This is a genomic window from Galbibacter sp. PAP.153, from assembly GCF_037029175.1.
GTDB lineage: Bacteria > Bacteroidota > Bacteroidia > Flavobacteriales > Flavobacteriaceae > Galbibacter > Galbibacter pacificus.
This window is the reverse complement of sequence record NZ_JAZEUN010000040.1, coordinates 1-16,767: the sequence shown is the minus strand read 5'-3', so window position 1 is coordinate 16,767 and position 16,767 is coordinate 1. Positions and strand designations below refer to the sequence as shown.

The 16,767-nt window shown below is 37.9% G+C and carries 18 protein-coding genes; 8 read left to right on the top strand and 10 right to left on the bottom strand.

Annotation, left to right across the window (positions count from 1 at the left end; translation table 11 throughout):
* Nucleotides 1–43: 43 nt before the first annotated feature.
* The 5 genes from UXI14_RS17640 to UXI14_RS17620 all read right to left on the bottom strand — a co-directional run bounded on the left by UXI14_RS17640 (nucleotide 44) and on the right by UXI14_RS17620 (nucleotide 6,422).
* Nucleotides 44–1,306 (bottom strand): aminotransferase class I/II-fold pyridoxal phosphate-dependent enzyme, encoded by a 1,263-nt coding sequence (locus UXI14_RS17640; RefSeq protein WP_277899129.1) that lies wholly within the window; start codon nucleotides 1,304–1,306, stop codon nucleotides 44–46.
* Nucleotides 1,307–1,396: 90 nt separating this feature from the next.
* On the bottom strand, nucleotides 1,397–2,257 hold the full coding sequence (locus UXI14_RS17635) for an SDR family oxidoreductase (RefSeq protein WP_277899128.1): 861 nt from the start codon (nucleotides 2,255–2,257) through the stop codon (nucleotides 1,397–1,399).
* A gap of 28 nt (nucleotides 2,258–2,285) precedes the next feature.
* Entirely contained in the window at nucleotides 2,286–3,152 is an 867-nt protein-coding gene (locus UXI14_RS17630) for a cupin-like domain-containing protein (protein WP_277899127.1), read from the bottom strand.
* A gap of 27 nt (nucleotides 3,153–3,179) precedes the next feature.
* A complete protein-coding gene (locus tag UXI14_RS17625; RefSeq protein ID WP_335967292.1) occupies nucleotides 3,180–4,220 on the bottom strand; it encodes a cysteine synthase family protein in 1,041 nt (346 codons plus the stop codon).
* 69 nt (nucleotides 4,221–4,289) lie between these two features.
* Nucleotides 4,290–6,422, bottom strand: a complete 2,133-nt coding sequence (locus tag UXI14_RS17620) for a S9 family peptidase (RefSeq protein ID WP_335967290.1) — start codon at nucleotides 6,420–6,422, stop codon at nucleotides 4,290–4,292.
* 61 nt (nucleotides 6,423–6,483) lie between these two features.
* Here UXI14_RS17620 and UXI14_RS17615 point away from each other — a divergent pair, with 61 nt between their 5' ends.
* Genes UXI14_RS17615 through UXI14_RS17605 form a run of 3 tightly spaced genes read left to right on the top strand, consistent with a single transcriptional unit; the run spans nucleotide 6,484 to nucleotide 7,297 of the window.
* Entirely contained in the window at nucleotides 6,484–6,807 is a 324-nt protein-coding gene (locus UXI14_RS17615) for a YbaB/EbfC family nucleoid-associated protein (protein ID WP_335967288.1), read from the top strand.
* 49 nt (nucleotides 6,808–6,856) lie between these two features.
* Nucleotides 6,857–7,036, top strand: a complete 180-nt coding sequence (locus tag UXI14_RS17610; RefSeq protein WP_335967287.1) for a thioredoxin family protein — start codon at nucleotides 6,857–6,859, stop codon at nucleotides 7,034–7,036.
* Nucleotides 7,037–7,039: 3 nt separating this feature from the next.
* Nucleotides 7,040–7,297 (top strand): hypothetical protein, encoded by a 258-nt coding sequence (locus UXI14_RS17605; protein WP_277899122.1) that lies wholly within the window; start codon nucleotides 7,040–7,042, stop codon nucleotides 7,295–7,297.
* 126 nt (nucleotides 7,298–7,423) lie between these two features.
* Here UXI14_RS17605 and UXI14_RS17600 read toward each other — a convergent pair whose 3' ends face one another.
* From UXI14_RS17600 to UXI14_RS17590, 3 genes are all read right to left on the bottom strand, one after another.
* Nucleotides 7,424–7,825, bottom strand: coding sequence for a DUF1214 domain-containing protein (locus UXI14_RS17600; RefSeq protein ID WP_335967286.1), 402 nt, complete (start codon nucleotides 7,823–7,825; stop codon nucleotides 7,424–7,426).
* 111 nt (nucleotides 7,826–7,936) lie between these two features.
* Complete coding sequence (locus UXI14_RS17595; RefSeq protein ID WP_335967285.1) at nucleotides 7,937–8,872, bottom strand: DUF1254 domain-containing protein; 936 nt, start codon at nucleotides 8,870–8,872, stop codon at nucleotides 7,937–7,939.
* Between the two features lie 46 nt (nucleotides 8,873–8,918).
* Nucleotides 8,919–10,019, bottom strand: coding sequence for an OmpA family protein (locus tag UXI14_RS17590; protein ID WP_335967284.1), 1,101 nt, complete (start codon nucleotides 10,017–10,019; stop codon nucleotides 8,919–8,921).
* Between the two features lie 179 nt (nucleotides 10,020–10,198).
* On the opposite strand from UXI14_RS17590, the gene UXI14_RS17585 reads away from it, so the two are divergent.
* On the top strand, nucleotides 10,199–10,525 hold the full coding sequence (locus UXI14_RS17585; RefSeq protein WP_335967283.1) for a YegP family protein: 327 nt from the start codon (nucleotides 10,199–10,201) through the stop codon (nucleotides 10,523–10,525).
* A 58-nt stretch (nucleotides 10,526–10,583) separates the two neighbouring features.
* Here UXI14_RS17585 and UXI14_RS17580 read toward each other — a convergent pair whose 3' ends face one another.
* Nucleotides 10,584–11,603 (bottom strand): GntG family PLP-dependent aldolase, encoded by a 1,020-nt coding sequence (locus UXI14_RS17580; RefSeq protein ID WP_335967282.1) that lies wholly within the window; start codon nucleotides 11,601–11,603, stop codon nucleotides 10,584–10,586.
* 95 nt (nucleotides 11,604–11,698) lie between these two features.
* On the opposite strand from UXI14_RS17580, the gene prfB reads away from it, so the two are divergent.
* The 3 genes from prfB (at nucleotide 11,699) to UXI14_RS17565 (ending at nucleotide 15,852) form a co-directional block, all read left to right on the top strand.
* Nucleotides 11,699–12,796 (top strand): peptide chain release factor 2, encoded by a 1,098-nt coding sequence (gene prfB / locus UXI14_RS17575; RefSeq protein WP_277899117.1) that lies wholly within the window; start codon nucleotides 11,699–11,701, stop codon nucleotides 12,794–12,796.
* A gap of 105 nt (nucleotides 12,797–12,901) precedes the next feature.
* Nucleotides 12,902–13,243 carry an arsenate reductase (glutaredoxin) gene (gene arsC / locus UXI14_RS17570; RefSeq protein WP_277899116.1) on the top strand — a complete coding sequence of 114 codons (342 nt, stop codon included), beginning with the start codon at nucleotides 12,902–12,904 and terminating at the stop codon, nucleotides 13,241–13,243.
* A gap of 86 nt (nucleotides 13,244–13,329) precedes the next feature.
* Nucleotides 13,330–15,852, top strand: a complete 2,523-nt coding sequence (locus UXI14_RS17565; protein ID WP_335967281.1) for an outer membrane beta-barrel family protein — start codon at nucleotides 13,330–13,332, stop codon at nucleotides 15,850–15,852.
* A gap of 48 nt (nucleotides 15,853–15,900) precedes the next feature.
* On the opposite strand, the gene UXI14_RS17560 is transcribed toward UXI14_RS17565, so the two are convergent.
* Nucleotides 15,901–16,137: a hypothetical protein gene (locus tag UXI14_RS17560; protein ID WP_335967293.1), complete on the bottom strand. Its 237-nt coding sequence runs from the start codon at nucleotides 16,135–16,137 to the stop codon at nucleotides 15,901–15,903.
* A 123-nt stretch (nucleotides 16,138–16,260) separates the two neighbouring features.
* Between UXI14_RS17560 and UXI14_RS17555 the strand changes: the two genes are divergently transcribed.
* A complete protein-coding gene (locus tag UXI14_RS17555) occupies nucleotides 16,261–16,710 on the top strand; it encodes a hypothetical protein (protein ID WP_277899113.1) in 450 nt (149 codons plus the stop codon).
* Nucleotides 16,711–16,767: the final 57 nt, after the last annotated feature.

Below are 16,767 nucleotides of genomic sequence, written 5' to 3'. Positions count from 1 at the left end.
CCTTATCGGGCGGATTTTTTATATGTTATAAATATATTCTTTCTTATTTATCGCCCATGGCAGCTTCAACTGCTGCAGAAAGACGTTTGTAAGTTCCGTTTTCCAATCGGTCGCGAATAGCCGAAAATGCTTCTAAAGTTGCATTGATATCGTCCATGGTATGTGTTGCGGTAGGAATCATCCTAAGTAAAATCAACCCTTTTGGAATTACCGGATACACCACAATAGAGCAGAAAATTCCGTAATTCTCCCTCAAGTCTTTCACTAGAGCCATTGCTTCGGGAATACTTCCGTTAAGGTAAACTGGAGTTACACAACTTTGTGTGGTACCAATATCAAAACCCCTTGCTTTTAGTCCATTTTGCAATGCATCTACATTTCCCCAAAGTTTTGCTTTTAGTTCTGGCATGCTCCTTAGCATGTCCAAACGCTTTAAGGCTCCTTTTACAAAAATCATGGGCAATGACTTGGCAAACATTTGAGAGCGCAAATTGTATTTTAAGTAATCTATTACTTCCTTGTCTCCTGCCAAAAATGCACCGATACTTGCCATAGATTTCGCAAAAGTTGCAAAATAAACATCTATCTGGTCCTGTACGCCTTGTTCTTCGCCTGCTCCTGCTCCGGTTGCGCCAAGTGTGCCAAATCCGTGGGCATCATCGACTAGCAACCTAAAATTAAATTTTTGTTTTAGGGCAACAATTTCTTTCAATCGTCCTTGCTCGCCACGCATTCCAAAAACACCTTCAGAGATGACAAGAATACCTCCCCCGGTCTGTTCTGCCATTTTAGTGGCGCGTTCCAGGTTTTTCTCAAGGCTGTCCATATCATTGTGCTGATAGGTAAAACGTTTTCCCATGTGTAAACGCACACCGTCTATTATACAAGCATGCGAATCTACATCATACACAATAATATCATCTTTGGTAACCAGTGCATCGATGGCCGATACCATTCCCTGATACCCGAAATTAAGTAAATACGTAGCTTCTTTATTTACAAACTGTGCAAGCTCGTTCTGTAATTGTTCATGAAGGTCGGTGTGCCCGCTCATCATCCTGGCACCCATTGGATAGGCGGCACCATGCTCGGCAGCAGCCTCGGCATCGGCCTTTAATACTTCCGGATGATTGGCAAGCCCAAGGTAATCATTGATACTCCAGGTAATTACTTCTTTCCCATTAAACTTCATTCTATTTGAAATATGTCCTTCCAATTTTGGAAACACAAAATATCCCTCTGCCTGAGAAGCCCATTTTCCTAATGGCCCTTTGTTCTCAATAATCCTATCAAATAAATCTCTCATGTAAATGGAGGTTTTCTTTTAAAATTTGAAATAAATGTTAAATTTACAGCACGCAAAAGTAACGAAATTTAAACTCTTATCATAAAATATTTACTTTTCTTCTACAAGTTTTTTAAATTGCTTTTGAAACATTTTATCTAAAAACTTATCAGGAAAAACATGAATTGCCAACCAAAATAACCATTTTTTTGGGGCTACCAAATATCTTGTCTTTTTTTTCTTTCCTTCAAAAATTCCGTAGATTAAATCCGAAACCTTACTGGCGTCCAACGCTATACTTTCCATTCCCTGTACGGCCTTGTCCATATTGTCGTAAATTTTTTCATAAGGAGTGCCTTTGTATTTGTTTACCTGTGTTGATGCATCGGCTTTTGCTTTGCTCCATATTTCTGATTTTATGGGCCCGGGTTCTATTACGGTAACGTTTATGCCAAAGTCAAGCAGTTCGCGCCTCAATCCGTCAGAAATTGCTTCCACGGCATATTTTGAAGCAGAATAAGGAGCCATGAACGGTCTGGTAACCCGTCCAGAACCACTACTTATATTTATAATCCTGCCTTTTTCCTTGTTTGTATTGAACCCCAATAGTGGAAGAAAGGCCTGCGTTACCCGTAAAACCCCTAGAACGTTAATGTCCAACTGATTTGAAAATTCTTCAACGGGAATATAAGCCAAAGGGCCGTTTACAGAAACCCCGGCATTGTTAACAAGGCAATGCAGGGAAGCGCCTCCTAAAACTCCTTCAACTTCAATAACGGCTTTATTTATGGCCACTTGATCCACAACGTCAAAAATCAACGGAAAAAAATTACCGCCCAATGCCGTTTTTAGTTTTTCTACATCTTCTTTTTTACGCACGCTGCCAAAAACCCTAAACCCTTTGTCTAAAAAAAGCTTGGCAGTACTGTATCCTATTCCCGAGGAAACTCCGGTAATCAATATGTTTTTCATTTTTTGTTTTTTCTGATGAAGTTCTTAATTATAATTCCAACTTAACTTCATTCATTGCTTTAATGGCATTCTGCTCGGCCTTATTGTCTTTATACTCCTTCCATTTCTTTCCGGCTATGTAATTCATGCCGTTGTCTACGGTAAACAAACGTATGAGGTTTGTTAACCCCTGAGCCTTGGTCTTTATGGAGTTATTGGCCCGTAAGGCTAGCGAATATCCCCCTTCGGAATAATACACATAGTGCCACCACAGTCTTGGAATAAATAGTGTTTCCCCGTGTTCTATTGTGGCCTCGTAGCCTTTTGCATATTTAAACGCAGGGTATTTCTCCAGATCGGGATGAAGCACATTTACGTGCGAATGGTTGGTAAATGGTAGTTTATACAATAATTGTGATTGGTCTGGATGGTACAAATAGACTTTCTTTTGTGTTTGAAAATGTGTTAAAAACACATGAGAGCAATCTATATCGTAATGCAGGTTTAATGCAGAGCCCTTGCCCCCAAAAAACATTAATGCAAACTTAAAAAAGCCATCCATTATCGTTGGCGTTTCGTAATCGTTTGCTAATTCGGGTGCCCGTTTCATTATTTGAAAATTATGAAATCTAAGGCTTGTTGGTTTGGTTTCTATAATATCCAGATAATCGCTAAATTTTTTATATGAAACCGGTTTCATATAACCATTCCCGGGGTTATGATAGGAATCATCATACATAGGAATTTCCCAATCTCCGTAATTTTCTTTAAAAAAGTCAAAAGTCCACTTCGTAGTCGCTTTCCAATTTTTGGCTAAATCTTTAAATACTACAGGTGTATTGGTTGAAAGATATTTTTCTTTAAATTCCTCCTTGGTGATGTTCTCTACTTTATCAACCAAATTGAAATTTGACATTGCTTTTTTATATTTTAATTTTTTCTTTTACTTTATATACTCTATTTTTTGTGTTTCTTCTGTGTTCACAGAATCAAAGAATCCTTGGGCACGCATCCAGTCGTCGCTATAAATTTTGCTCATGTACCTCGACCCGTGATCAGGGAAAATCATAACTACATTGCTGTTTTTATCAAACTCGCCTTCTTCGGCCAGTTGTTTAACGGCCTGCATTACGGCACCGCTTGTATAACCAACAAAACAACCTTCGGTTTTAGAGATTTCACGGGCAGTATGCGCGCTATCTTCATCCGTCACTTTAACAAATTTATCGATGATGTCAAAATCTGTTGCCGTGGGGATTAAATTTTTACCAAGTCCTTCTATTCTATATGGATAGATTTCATCGGCATCAAACTCCTTGGTTTCATGGTATTTTTTAAGCACGGAACCATAGGCGTCTACACCAATAATTTTAATGTCCGGGTTTTTCTCCTTTAAAAAACGTGCCGTTCCAGATATAGTTCCGCCTGTACCACTACATGCAACAAAATGCGTAATCTGGCCTGCTGTTTGTTCCCATATCTCAGGTCCAGTAGTCCTGTAATGTGCATCTATATTAAGCTCGTTGAAATATTGGTTAATGTAGACCGAACCTTTAATTTCTTCGTGCATACGTCTTGCAACTTGGTAATACGACCTGGGATCGTCTGCGCTAACGTGGGCCGGACAAACATATACTTTGGCACCCATTGCACGAAGCATGTCTATTTTATCGGGAGACGATTTAGAGCTTACCGCCAAAATGCAATCGTAGCCCTTTATAACGCTTACCATTGCGATACTGAATCCCGTGTTTCCAGAAGTAGTTTCTATTATGGTATCGCCGGGTTTTAAAACTCCCTTGCGCTCGGCTTCTTCTATAATGTGTAGTGCAATTCTATCTTTACTGGAATGTCCTGGATTAAAGGCTTCTACCTTAGCATAAAAATTTCCGATAAGATCCTGGGTTATTTTCTTTAGTCTTAGAAGTGGGGTATTCCCTATTAAATCTAAAACATTATCGTAAGCTTTTATCTTTTCTTTCATAAAAATTTGGTTAGATACAAACTTGTATTGAATTCCTCCAAACCTTGCAAATTTAGTTATTTTTTTTAATTACTCTTGGATTCCTTCCAAATCTAAAAGGAAAGCATATTCTTGAGCAACCTCTTTTAAAGCTTCAAATCTTCCCGAAGCTCCGCCATGGCCTGCATCCATGTTTATTTGAAACAACAGCAGGTTATCGCCTTTTTTAACATTTCTTAACTTTGCCACCCACTTGGCAGGTTCCCAATATTGTACTTGGGAATCGTGCAGCCCCGTAGTGACCAATAAATTTGGATATACTTTTGCTTCTACGTTATCGTAGGGCGAATAGGATTTTATATAATTGTAATATTCCTTGTCGTTCGGGTTTCCCCACTCATCGTACTCGCCTGTTGTAAGTGGTATGGACTCGTCCAGCATCGTTGTAACCACATCTACAAAAGGAACTGCGGCTATAACCCCATTATACAGCTTTGGTGCCAAGTTTACAACGGCCCCCATTAAAAGGCCTCCTGCCGACCCGCCCATTGCGTACATATGTTCTGGCGAAGTGTAATTTTCTTCAATTAAGTATTTTGTACAATCTACAAAATCGGTAAATGTGTTCTTTTTTGTAAGCAGTTTTCCGTTCTCATACCAGTTTCTTCCTAAGTATTCCCCACCACGGATATGGGCTATGGCGTATATAAACCCTCTATCCAGCAATGACAACCTAACGGATGAAAAATAGGGGTCAATCGTAGCGCCGTACGATCCATATCCATATAGCAGTAATGGATTTTTACCGTTTTTCTCGATACCTTTTTTATAGACCATTGAAATAGGGATCATGGTCCCATCGGAAGCTTTTGCCCAAACCCTTTCTGATGTATAATTGTCTTTGTTAAACTTTCCGCCAAGTACTTCTTGCTCTTTTTTAACCACTTTTTCTTTGGTTATCATATTAAAATCAATGGTACTTGCCGGGGTGGTTATAGAATTATATACGTAACGCAATGTATCTGTGTCGAATTCCAAATTAGTCGATGTAAATGCCGTATAGGTCTCGTTATCGAACGGGATATCGTAATCGGCCGTATTGTCCCACCGCTTTATGTGTATTTTGTTCAATCCGTTTGTGCGCTCGCTTACTACCAAATAATCCTTAAATATATCGATGTCCTCCAACAGAACATCATCCCTGTGCGGAATTACTTCTTCCCAGTTTTCCTTGGTTGTTTTATCAACTGGAGTTTTCATCAATTTAAAATTGGTGGCCTTATCGGCATTGGTAATAACGTAAAAAGAATCATCATAATGAGCAATACTGTACTCTAATCCTCTTGTACGGGGCTCAAAAACTGTTAATTTGCTGTCCGGCTTATCGGCATCCAAAAAGCTATATTCTGATGTAAGTGTACTGCTGGAACCAAAAACTATATATTTTTTAGATTTTGTTTTATACACAAAAGCATTAAAAGTTTCATCTTCTTCAAAATACACCAACTTGTCTTCCGGAGATTCCTGCCCGAGCACATGCTTGAATATTTTATCAGAACGTAGTGTTTGTTCGTCTTTACGGGTATAAAACAAGGTTTTGTTATCGTTTGCCCATGTACTTCCGCCGGTGGTATTTTCTATTTTTATGGGCAGTATCTCCCCGGTTTCCAAATTTTTAACTTGCAGGATGTATTTTCTTCTGCTTAACGTGTCTACTCCAAAAGCAGCCAATTTATTATCCGGGCTTATATTAATGCCCCTTAAATTAAAAAACGAATGCCCTTCTGCCATTTTATTGCAATCAAACATAACTTCTTCTTTTGCCCCTTCTTCATCTTTCTTCCTTAAATAAATTGGGTAGTCCTTCCCCTCTTCATACTTTGTAATATACCAATACCCATTATATCTGTACGGTACAGACTCGTCGTCTTCCTTAATGCGCCCTTTCATCTCCTTGAACAGCTTTTCTTCCAAAGAATCTGTATGGGCCGTCATTTGCTTGTAATATTCGTTTTCCCGCTCCAAATAATCTATTACTTCAGGGTTTTCACGCTCGTTCATCCAATAATAGTTGTCTATCCTAATATCCCCATGTTTTTCTAGGTTCATTGGTTTTTTTTCAGCAATAGGTGGCATTATTTCTTTCATTTCTTTTTGTTCTTTCTTTTTACAGGAAGTCGCAAAAATAAGACATAGAATAAGAATGGTTGGCTGTATTTTCATATAATTTTAGTTAATAATTATGACCTAATTTAGTAATTTTGTCGATATAAAATAAAAAAATATGTTTGGAGACTTCATGGGAATGATGGGGAAACTTAAAGAAACCCAGCAAAAAATAGAGGAAACAAAAAAAAGACTTGACACGGTAACACTTTCGGAAGAAAGTGCTGATAAATTGATACATATAACCATAACGGCCAATAGGGAAATTAAATCTATTGAAATAAACGATGAACTTTTAAAAGATAAAGAACAACTGGAAGATTATCTTGTTCTATATGTCAATAAAGCAATAGCACAGGCCACAAAGGTAAACGAAACCGAATTGGGTGCCGTGGCCAAGGAAGGGATGCCGAACATTCCGGGAATGGACATGTTTAAATAATTTTTATTTTTGGCTTGATGTTTGCCATTGATTGAATAAAACAAACGAAATGAAATTTTTTTCAATACTTTTTTTAGCCATAAGCCTTCTGCAAGCCGAGACATCTCCTTCGGTTAATTGGTTGACCGATTACCCCGAAGCAAAGGCCATTGCCAAACAGGAAAAGAAAAACATCTTAATGTATTTTACAGGAAGCGATTGGTGCGGCCCATGCAAAATGCTAAAGTAAGATTTGTTTGATACAGACAAGTTTAAGGAACTTTCTAAAAATTATGTACTGGTTAAAGTAGATATTCCCCGAAGAATAGACATTATAACACCCGAGCAATTAGAAAAGAACAAAGAATTGCTAAAAAAATATAATTCCCAACAGGCATTTCCCAAAATTGTGTTTTTAAACCATCGAGGGAAAAAAATTGATGAAGTCGAAGGTTACAATTCTTTACGGGACCCCCGCAATTATTTCTCTAAAATAGAGAAAAACCAATAAAAAGGTTTCAGCTTTAATCAAGCCAACCCCTCGATTTATAACTTACACATTTTTCGGGATAGTGTCAAGAACTTTTCTGTATCCAACAGGCAAGCAATTACTTTAGGCATTATTCGCAAACGATTTTTATTTCTTTTCTATATTTGGCAATACCCAAGAGTTGTCATACCAGCTTTCTTTTGGTCCGTAGACTCTAAACCATACAAAATAAGCTTGTTTATGATTGGTCTGTATCCAATTCTTATCGGCTACTCCATTAGGTTTTTCAGGGCTGAAATAAAGTTTTATAGAGCCGTCTTTTTCTTGTTGAATACCTTCTATGTTAGAATTTACTCCCCATTTATATTGTTCATTTAATACCATAGAATGGTATTTAGCATCGTATAAAATAACCGACCAAAAATTGGTTTCAGGTACATTAGGTGGAATTTCCATCATGTAAGTGTTGCTTCCATTTAGCCATTGTCCTTCACTGTCTTTGGTTGCTGTAATATATTGTGAACCTGCTCCTTTGGGTGCCTGGGTCATTCCTTTCGAATTAAATGTAGCTTGATATGCCCAAACTTGTTGTTGGGTAGCGGTATACTTACCAGTTGTCCTACTTGTAAAGTTTTCGTCCAGAAAGTTATTTGCCCATTGTCAATTACTTTTTCCTGGCCATTTGAGAACATCTGGTACCCGATTGTTAAATGTAAGGGTACGCTGGCGTAACTCGCCTAATTCTGCTGCTTTTTTCAACAATTCTTTATCGACTTTACCTTCGAAAAAGCCCATATCATAAAGGTAGCTCATAATTACATCGTGCCTTTTATAACATGCCCCATTATTGAGTTTTACAAATTCCTTTATCAAGTCAAAAACTTGGGTTTCATCATACAGCATATCCATGAAATGTCCATCTGCCATTTTGTTGGAAGTATTATAGAATGTGGTAGCTGGAGGATTATCAGCATCTTTTAATGAATAGGTTTTTATACCCTCTTGCATAAATTTCACGGTTGCTTTTCTATCTCCATTTTTCACAAAACCACGAAGTAACCACACTATGGTATTGGCTGGAGATTTGTAATGAAAGTATCCTTCAGGAATTTCACCATTGTATTCAGGGGATGTAAATAAGTATTTACCACCTTTTCCTTTGTCTGGCCCCATTCCCCCTATATCTATAATATTTACCCAACCAGGAGCATTTGCCATTCCCATCATTCCAGCGGGAACTTCTACAACTACTGCACCTCCTTGTTCATTAAGGTTAACGGGATGTACTGCATATATAGTGGTACTATTTGCTGTTAAAACTTTTAGTTTAGCATTTACTGAAGTTTCCATGATACCTATATTTTGAGCTGTGGAACCTTCTTTAAGATATGAATTATACAAGGCCATAAAAGCGGCTTCAGGTTGCAAATCGCAATATGCACGTGTAAGGTTTTCCAAATCCCATTGTTTATAGATTTTTGTTGGGTCTAATGGTGGGTAGTGTCCATCCTCATGCTGTGCGAAAATGACAGTGTTACAGCAAAAAAAAAGTATTGAAATTTTGAAATGAATGTGCATTAAAGTTATTTTTTTCATTTTTAACTGGTTTTATCGTAAAATCTTTGCTAGTTGCCCATTATTCTTAATTATTTATAAGCCTAAATTCGGTTCTTCGGTTTACGGCATGTTCCCTTTCTGTACAAGAAACGCCATCGGCACATCTGTTTTTATGTTTCGTTTCGCCGTAACCATTGGCTACCAATAGACTGGAATTAAATCCCTTGGAGATTAAATAGTTTGCAACTGCTTGTGCCCTTCTTTCTGACAATATCTGGTTGCTTTGCTTTGATCCCCTGGAATCGGTATGCAAAGCCAATTCTATTTTAACTCCCGGATTTTGTTTAATTACGGGAATAAGATTGTCGTCTATAATTTTTTTGGCCTCAGGGGTCAAGGTATAACTGGCAAGATTCCAGTTAATAGGTAAAGCATTATATTCCACAAGCTTACATTCTACTTCTTTCCAAGTTGTAAGTCCGCCTTTATCCTTTAAGACTTCTTTGGTTATCGTTTGGTACTCGGCTGGAACGGTTTCTTCTACCGTATATGCATCTTTCACCAAAACGGTCTTTGTAACCTCGTCGTACTCTGCCGGAATCTCTACTTCCACTACTTTTGCAGGCTCAACAATTATTTTCTTGGTATAAGAGTTTTGCTTCTCTGCAACTGGAGTTGAAACAGTGCTGGCATCTACATTTATCACCTCTTTAGGAAATGTTTCGTACTCGGCAGGGTAACCTTTATAGCACCAATACCTACAATCGTCGGGATTGGAAGACTCGCAATCGGGTGCGGGCGTCCCCAATTCCCATTGGGCATAGGCCGGTTTTATTTCTATAGTCTCAGAGCTTTGGGAGAATGTTGCAGGTACAATTTTTAAAATATTGGACCTTTCCTTTGATACATATGAAACAGTTTCTGTTCCCCATTTAGCAGGAACTACAGTTAGTTTTTTACTAGCTTCTTTAACCAATACACTTTCTGTTACTGTTTTATATTCAGCTGGATAGGTTTTTAATACTTTATATGCTGGTTTTATCATTATTTGTACATCTTCATTCACATATGTGTCTGGAGTTGTACACCTTACATAACATTTCCCGGGCTCGGGATTGTTTGGGAGATCCTGTGCATAAATACCACAAGAAATAAATGTTAACAATAGTAATAATATTCTTTTCATTTTTTTATCTAAAAGATTAATAATGATTTCAAGAAAAACATATATGGATTTTAAATATTCTGCGCAGAACTGCCCATATTGTTAAGACAGCTAAATATTTTTTATAAAACCCAAAAATGCATTTCAAATTTTCCTATATTTATACTTATAGGATTTAACATATATAATATATTTCCATAATGTTTGAAATTTTTTACTCGGAAAAATCGAGTCAATTCTATTTTAATTTAAAAGCTCAGAACGGACAAGTTATTTTGTCCAGTGAAATGTACCAGAACAAACAAGGAGCAGAAAACGGTGTAGCATCAGTAAGAAGGAATGCTGAAGATATGAGCAAGTATGAACGGAAGACTGCTTCCAATGGGAAATTTTATTTCAACCTAAAGGCATCAAACGGGCAGATTATTGGGAAAAGCCAGATGTATTCTTCTGAAGCAGGCATGGAAAATGGCATCAATTCTGTAAAAAACAATGCTCCAATGGCCGGAGTTATCGATTTAAGTTGATTTTTTCAATAAACATATTTTCTCTCACTTAAAGAGAAATCATATATATAAACGATATCTACAGGCCTGTTATAGTTTTTAAAACCTTTTCATGCATTTCATCGGTATAATCCAAATGGGTAACAATACGTAATTTTCCCTGCCCCATATGGATAATGGATATACCGTTTTTTTGAAGGGATTCCATAAATGGAGCAATCTCGACATCATCATTTAAATAAAAAATAAGAATATTTGTTTCTACCGGGTCTATGGCTTTTATATACGATGTTTTTTCAAGGACTTCGGCTATTTCCTTGGCTTTTTTATGGTCAATGGCCAATCTTTCAATATGGTTGTCCAACGCATATATTCCAGCGGCGGCCAAATAACCCGCTTGCCGCATGCCGCCCCCCAATACTTTCCTTATCCGTAGGGCTTTTTCCATAAATTCCTTGCTGCCCATTAATACGGAGCCCACGGGGCAGCCAAGGCCTTTGCTTAAGCAAACCGATATGGAATCAAATACTTTTCCGTATTGTTCGGCTGTTTCATTTTTTGCAACCAGCGCATTCCATAACCGGGCACCATCCAAATGTAACCCAAGCGAATTTTCATCGCATACCTTTCTTATCTTAATAATTTCAGGAAAATCCCAACAGGCACCTCCACCCCTATTTGCCGTGTTTTCGAGACATACCAATGTGGTAAGCGGACTGTGGTAAAAATCTGGTGGATTGATGGAATCTTCAACCGCTTCGGCTGTAAAACGACCATTATCCCCATTTATCAACTTGCAACTTACACCGCTGTTAAAGCTTACCCCGCCACCTTCGTAATTAAAAATATGCGCATCTTTATCGGCTATTAACTGCTCTCCCGGTTGTGTGTGCACTTTTATGGCGGTTTGGTTGGCCATGGTACCGCTCGGGAAAAACAAAGCAGCTTCTTTGCCAAACATTTGCGCAACTTTATGCTCTAGTTCGTTCACGGCAGGATCGCCCTTAAAAACATCGTCGCCAACCCTTGCGTTCATCATCGCTTCGAGCATTTCTTTTGTGGGCTTGGTAACGGTATCGCTAATAAGATTTATCTTCATGGAAGTTTCTATTTAGATGATAAAGTTAATACACAACGTTTAAAAAATACCCATCATTTAAAAAAGTGTTTTACTTTTGAAAAAAATAAAATTATATGATTACCACCGATCAGGTAAAAAATCTTGCTGAACGTACCGCCGATCTTAAAAAGTATCTCGACATTGAGCAAAAACTCATTGAAATACAAAATGAAGAAGAAAAAACCTTTGCCCCCGATTTTTGGGACAATCCAAAAGAGGCCGAGGTAATCATGAAAGAACTGCGGACCCAAAAAAAATGGGTGGAAGATTACAACAAGGCTAATACTTTAATAGCCGACCTGGAAGTTTTATTTGAATTTTACAAAGAAGGCGAAGCCACCGAAGAAGACATTGTTACACAATACGAAAAAGCAGCGGTCCTTATTGAAGCCATGGAATTTAAGAACATGCTCTCTGAAGAAGGCGATAACATGAGTGCCGTATTGCAAATAACCGCAGGTGCGGGCGGTACCGAAAGTTGCGATTGGGCCTCGATGCTTATGCGCATGTATCTTATGTGGGGCGAAAAGCACGGCTATAAAATTAAGGAACTCAACCATCAGGAAGGCGACGTGGCGGGCATTAAAACCGTTACATTGGAATTTGATGGCGATTTTGCCTTTGGGTGGCTAAAAAGTGAAAATGGCGTGCACCGGTTGGTAAGGATTTCTCCTTTTGACAGTAATGCCAAGCGCCATACCTCATTTGCATCGGTATATGTATATCCACTGGCCGACGATTCTATTGAAATCGATATCAACCCGGCCGATATTTCATGGGACTTCGCCCGTTCCAGCGGTGCCGGCGGTCAAAATGTAAACAAAGTAGAAACCAAGGCCATTCTAACGCACCATCCTACCGGAATTATCATTCATAACTCCGAAACCCGCTCTCAGCTAGAAAACAGGGAAAAAGCCATGCAGATGCTAAAATCGCAACTATACGAAATAGAACTTAAAAAAAGGCAAGCGGCAAGAGATGAAATAGAATCGTCTAAAATGAAAATTGAATGGGGATCGCAGATTAGAAACTACGTAATGCATCCCTATAAACTGGTGAAAGACGTTCGTACCAGCCACGAAACGGGCAATGTAGATAATGTTATGGATGGCGGAATAGACGAATTCTTAAAAGCTTATTTAATGATGATGGGCCAAAAAGACGAAGCTTAAAAAACGCCATAAACAATAACTATTCAATAATAAAAAATAACATATTCATATCCTTTGGCAAAGGGATTGATATATGAATATTTGTACGGAAACAAACAATAAAAAATGATAAAAATATATCACAACCCCCGCTGTAGAAAATCAAGGGAAGGACTACAGATATTGGAAGAATCGGGAAAAGATTTTGAAGTTGTAAAATACCTTGAAGAAATTCCAACAGAAAAAGAGCTCCGCAAAATAATAAATTGCCTGGGCATTAAGCCCATCAACCTTATCCGGAAAAATGAAACCATCTGGAAAGAAGAATACAAAAACAAAGTCCTTAACGATGATCAAATTATCGAGGCAATGCTAGAAAATCCCAAGCTTATTGAACGCCCAATTGTTATAAAAAACAATGTGGCCGTAATAGGGAGGCCCCCTGAAAATATTAAGGGAATTTTATGAAAAGTTTAACCATTTCGGGTTAAACCATGGTCTAAATTTGGCGTCTTACTTTTAAAAGTAATCAAAACTACTAATTCGCGCTTACTATGAAATTTAGACACTTCTGCTTTATTGCAGCTACATTGTTTTCAGCATTTATACATGCACAAAGACCCAATGCTGAAAAACAAATTACATTAACCGGTACCGTTATCGATTCAGAAACTGGTGAACCATTGGAATATGCCACCCTTGTGCTTCAAAGCATAGATAATCCAGAGCAGGTAACCGGTGGCGTTACAGACCAAACAGGTACCTTTAGTGTTGAGGCCCCTGCCGGAAAATACAATGTTAGGGTAGAATACATCTCCTATCGCCCATACACACTTAACAACCAGAATTTAACGCAATCAAAAGATTTTGGCACCATAAAACTTTCCTTGGACGTTGCCCAGCTTGATGCCGTAGAAGTTGTTGGGGAAAAAACAACGGTCGAAGTCCGCTTAGACAAAAAAGTATACAATATAGGTAAAGACCTTACTACAAGCGGTGCAACAGTTTCAGATGCTTTAAGCAATGTACCGTCTGTTACCGTAGATGTAGAAGGGGCCATAAGCTTGCGTGGTAACGAGAACGTTCGTATCCTTATTAATGGTAAACCTTCGGCCCTTGCCGGGTTTGGTTCTACGGATGCTTTACGCCAATTACCTGCCGATGCCATCGAGAAAGTAGAAGTAATTACCAGTCCCTCTGCCCGGTACGATGCAGAAGGTACTGCCGGAATTTTGAACATTGTCCTTAAAAAAGAAAAAACGCTTGGTTTTAACGGCTCTGTCAATATCAACACGGGATACCCAATTAACAGCAGGGTCAATGCCAATTTAAACTTAAGGACAAACAAATTCAACCTGTTTACAACCTTGGGGCATTTTTATAACGAGCCTCCCGGATATGCGTATTTTGACAATACTTATTTCGACTCAAAATTTAGCAGGATTACCGAAGACAGAGATATGAACCGATTGAACAAAGGGGTAAATGCAAATATTGGGATGGAATATTTCTTGACTGATAAATCTTCAATAACAGGAAGTTTTTTTACGCGCTTTTCTGATGAACAAGACGGTACCGAAAACAATACCACCCGCTATATAGATACCGATATTGACAGTAGGACTTTGCGTAGGGAAATTGAAAACGAAGACGATAATACATATCAATACTCATTAAACTACACAAATAATTTTAATGATGAAGGCCATAAACTAACGGCCGATTTTCAATATTCAACAGATAAAGAAGATGTTAATACCGATATTGACGAAAATCAGTACTATCCAGATGATGAACTTATCAACTTAGAAAAGGTAACGGAAGTTGAAAAAGAAAACGAGTACCTTCTTCAGGCCGATTATGTTCTACCAATGGGAGATGCACAATTTGAAGCCGGTTACCGTGGTAATTTCGAAAAAAACACAAACGATTATCAATTAGATACTTACAACTTTTCCAGCGGAGAATTTGAAACCAACTACAATCTTTCAAATAAATTTACATACGAGCAAAATGTAAATGCTGTTTATTCGCAATACGGAAATAAACTGGGCAAAAAGTTTTCTTTCTTATTGGGCTTAAGGTTGGAAAACACCCGATTAAAAGGAAAGGTCGATTCTGAATTAGACGACGAGCAGCTCATCGATACTTTAGGATTTGATTTTGATCCCGATTTTGACAAAAATTACTTAGGCCTCTTCCCTACCGTAAACCTAACATATGAAATTAAGGAAAACGAAAATATAACTTTAGGATATAACAGAAGGATAAACCGCCCGCGTGGCTGGTTTGTAAACCCATTTCCTTCCAGGTCGAGCCGGGCCAATATTTTTCAGGGGAATCCAGATCTAGAACCTGCCTTTTCTGATGCTTTCGACCTTGGGTATTTAAAAAGATGGGAAAAACTCACCTTGACATCTTCAATTTATTACCAAAGGGAAACCGATGCCTTCGAAAGGGTCCAAACAGAAACGGGCCAACAAACATCCGACGGAATAGATATTATAAGGACCATCCCCATAAATCTTTCTACCAATCAAAGGTTTGGCGGCGAGGTCGGGGTTATGTACAATGCCATTAAGTGGTTGCAGTTTAACGGAAGTTTTAATTTCTTTAAGTTCAATACAGACGGGGAATACCAAGGCGTAGACTATGGAACCGAAAGCACCAGCTGGTTTTCCCGCTTGAGTGCAAAAGTAGACCTTCCGTCAAGTATAGACTGGCAAACCAATGGTTTTTATATGGGGCCAAGGCAAAACTCGCAAACAAAGTCAGACGGGATGATGTCTATCGACATGGCGTTTAGCAAGGATATTATGGGCGATAACGCTACGGTTTCCTTAAATGTAAGCGACTTGCTCAACAGCAGGAAAAGAAGGTCTTATACAGAATCTTACGACGATATGGGGAATCTTTCTTTTACTTCCGATAGTGAATTTCAATGGAGACAAAGACAATTTACAGTTTCGTTTATATACCGTTTCAACCAACCCAAAAACCAACGTGGAAACCGTGGTAACAGAAATGGTGGTGGCAATAATGGCGGAGATGAAGGCGGAGGGGAATTTGAAGGATAAAAACCCGAAAACAGAGATAAAAAAAAAGAAGCCAATTGGCTTCTTTTTTTATTTTTCTGATTTTGCTCTTTTGGCTTCTCTTTTTTCCTTAATCAATTCGATGATCGAGCCACCCAACCAATAAGGAATTACAAAGGTTAATAGAAATATCATCAACCAAAATCCTATGGTTAGGACGGTCATGATTGCTAAAAAGCCAAGATATTGGTCAAATTCAAACATAGTTTCCGGAAATTTTTCTGAATTCGCCTCAAAGATAAGCACAATTCTTAAGTTTTCGACCAATAAATTAAATTATTTATTTATGCCTCTATTTATAAAATCCCATTATAATTGCTATTTTTATATATGAATTAAATTCATAGAAGAATTTTAATCACATATAAACCAACCTTAAAATTATCACTTATGAAAAAATTATTCTTAATCGGCATTCTATTAAGCTTTATAACGGTAAACGCCCAAGACGACCAAGATTATGCCGACTTGTTAAAATCGACCGCAAAAGTTGAAGTCAAGTCGTTTATCTACGACGAACTTGAGCTTACCGAAACCGAAGAAAATGCATTCAACCCCGTATTTGATAAATATCTTGAAGAAAGCGGGAAAATTTCCGTGGAAAAAGCTGCATTATTCGATTCTTATGCAGACAACATGGACAATTATTCATCCGACCAAATAAATACACTCAACAAAGACGTGTTAAAAACTGATTTACAAAAAGTAAAAACCGACAAAAAATATTACAATAAGTTTGTTAAGGCCATTGGGGTTGAAAAAACCACTCAATTCTTTTTCCTAAAAAAGTATCTGGACAACATAGTAGAAGGGGCTAAACTGGATTTTTTGGCAGAATAGCTTCCCAAAATATTTCATTCAAAATATAAGGTCCACCATTAAATATAGAATAATAAA

Bases quoted from the DNA above. Each gene is read 5' to 3' on its own strand.
- UXI14_RS17640 (WP_277899129.1), bottom strand. From the start codon at position 1,306: ATGAGAGATTTATTTGATAGGATTATTGAGAACAAAGGGCCATTAGGA.
- UXI14_RS17635 (WP_277899128.1), bottom strand. From the start codon at position 2,257: ATGAAAAACATATTGATTACCGGAGTTTCCTCGGGAATAGGATACAGT.
- UXI14_RS17630 (WP_277899127.1), bottom strand. From the start codon at position 3,152: ATGTCAAATTTCAATTTGGTTGATAAAGTAGAGAACATCACCAAGGAG.
- UXI14_RS17625 (WP_335967292.1), bottom strand. From the start codon at position 4,220: ATGAAAGAAAAGATAAAAGCTTACGATAATGTTTTAGATTTAATAGGG.
- UXI14_RS17620 (WP_335967290.1), bottom strand. From the start codon at position 6,422: ATGAAAATACAGCCAACCATTCTTATTCTATGTCTTATTTTTGCGACT.
- UXI14_RS17615 (WP_335967288.1), top strand. From the start codon at position 6,484: ATGTTTGGAGACTTCATGGGAATGATGGGGAAACTTAAAGAAACCCAG.
- UXI14_RS17610 (WP_335967287.1), top strand. From the start codon at position 6,857: ATGAAATTTTTTTCAATACTTTTTTTAGCCATAAGCCTTCTGCAAGCC.
- UXI14_RS17600 (WP_335967286.1), bottom strand. From the start codon at position 7,825: ATGACCCAGGCACCCAAAGGAGCAGGTTCACAATATATTACAGCAACC.
- UXI14_RS17595 (WP_335967285.1), bottom strand. From the start codon at position 8,872: ATGAAAAAAATAACTTTAATGCACATTCATTTCAAAATTTCAATACTT.
- UXI14_RS17590 (WP_335967284.1), bottom strand. From the start codon at position 10,019: ATGAAAAGAATATTATTACTATTGTTAACATTTATTTCTTGTGGTATT.
- UXI14_RS17585 (WP_335967283.1), top strand. From the start codon at position 10,199: ATGTTTGAAATTTTTTACTCGGAAAAATCGAGTCAATTCTATTTTAAT.
- UXI14_RS17580 (WP_335967282.1), bottom strand. From the start codon at position 11,603: ATGAAGATAAATCTTATTAGCGATACCGTTACCAAGCCCACAAAAGAA.
- prfB (WP_277899117.1), top strand. From the start codon at position 11,699: ATGATTACCACCGATCAGGTAAAAAATCTTGCTGAACGTACCGCCGAT.
- arsC (WP_277899116.1), top strand. From the start codon at position 12,902: ATGATAAAAATATATCACAACCCCCGCTGTAGAAAATCAAGGGAAGGA.
- UXI14_RS17565 (WP_335967281.1), top strand. From the start codon at position 13,330: ATGAAATTTAGACACTTCTGCTTTATTGCAGCTACATTGTTTTCAGCA.
- UXI14_RS17555 (WP_277899113.1), top strand. From the start codon at position 16,261: ATGAAAAAATTATTCTTAATCGGCATTCTATTAAGCTTTATAACGGTA.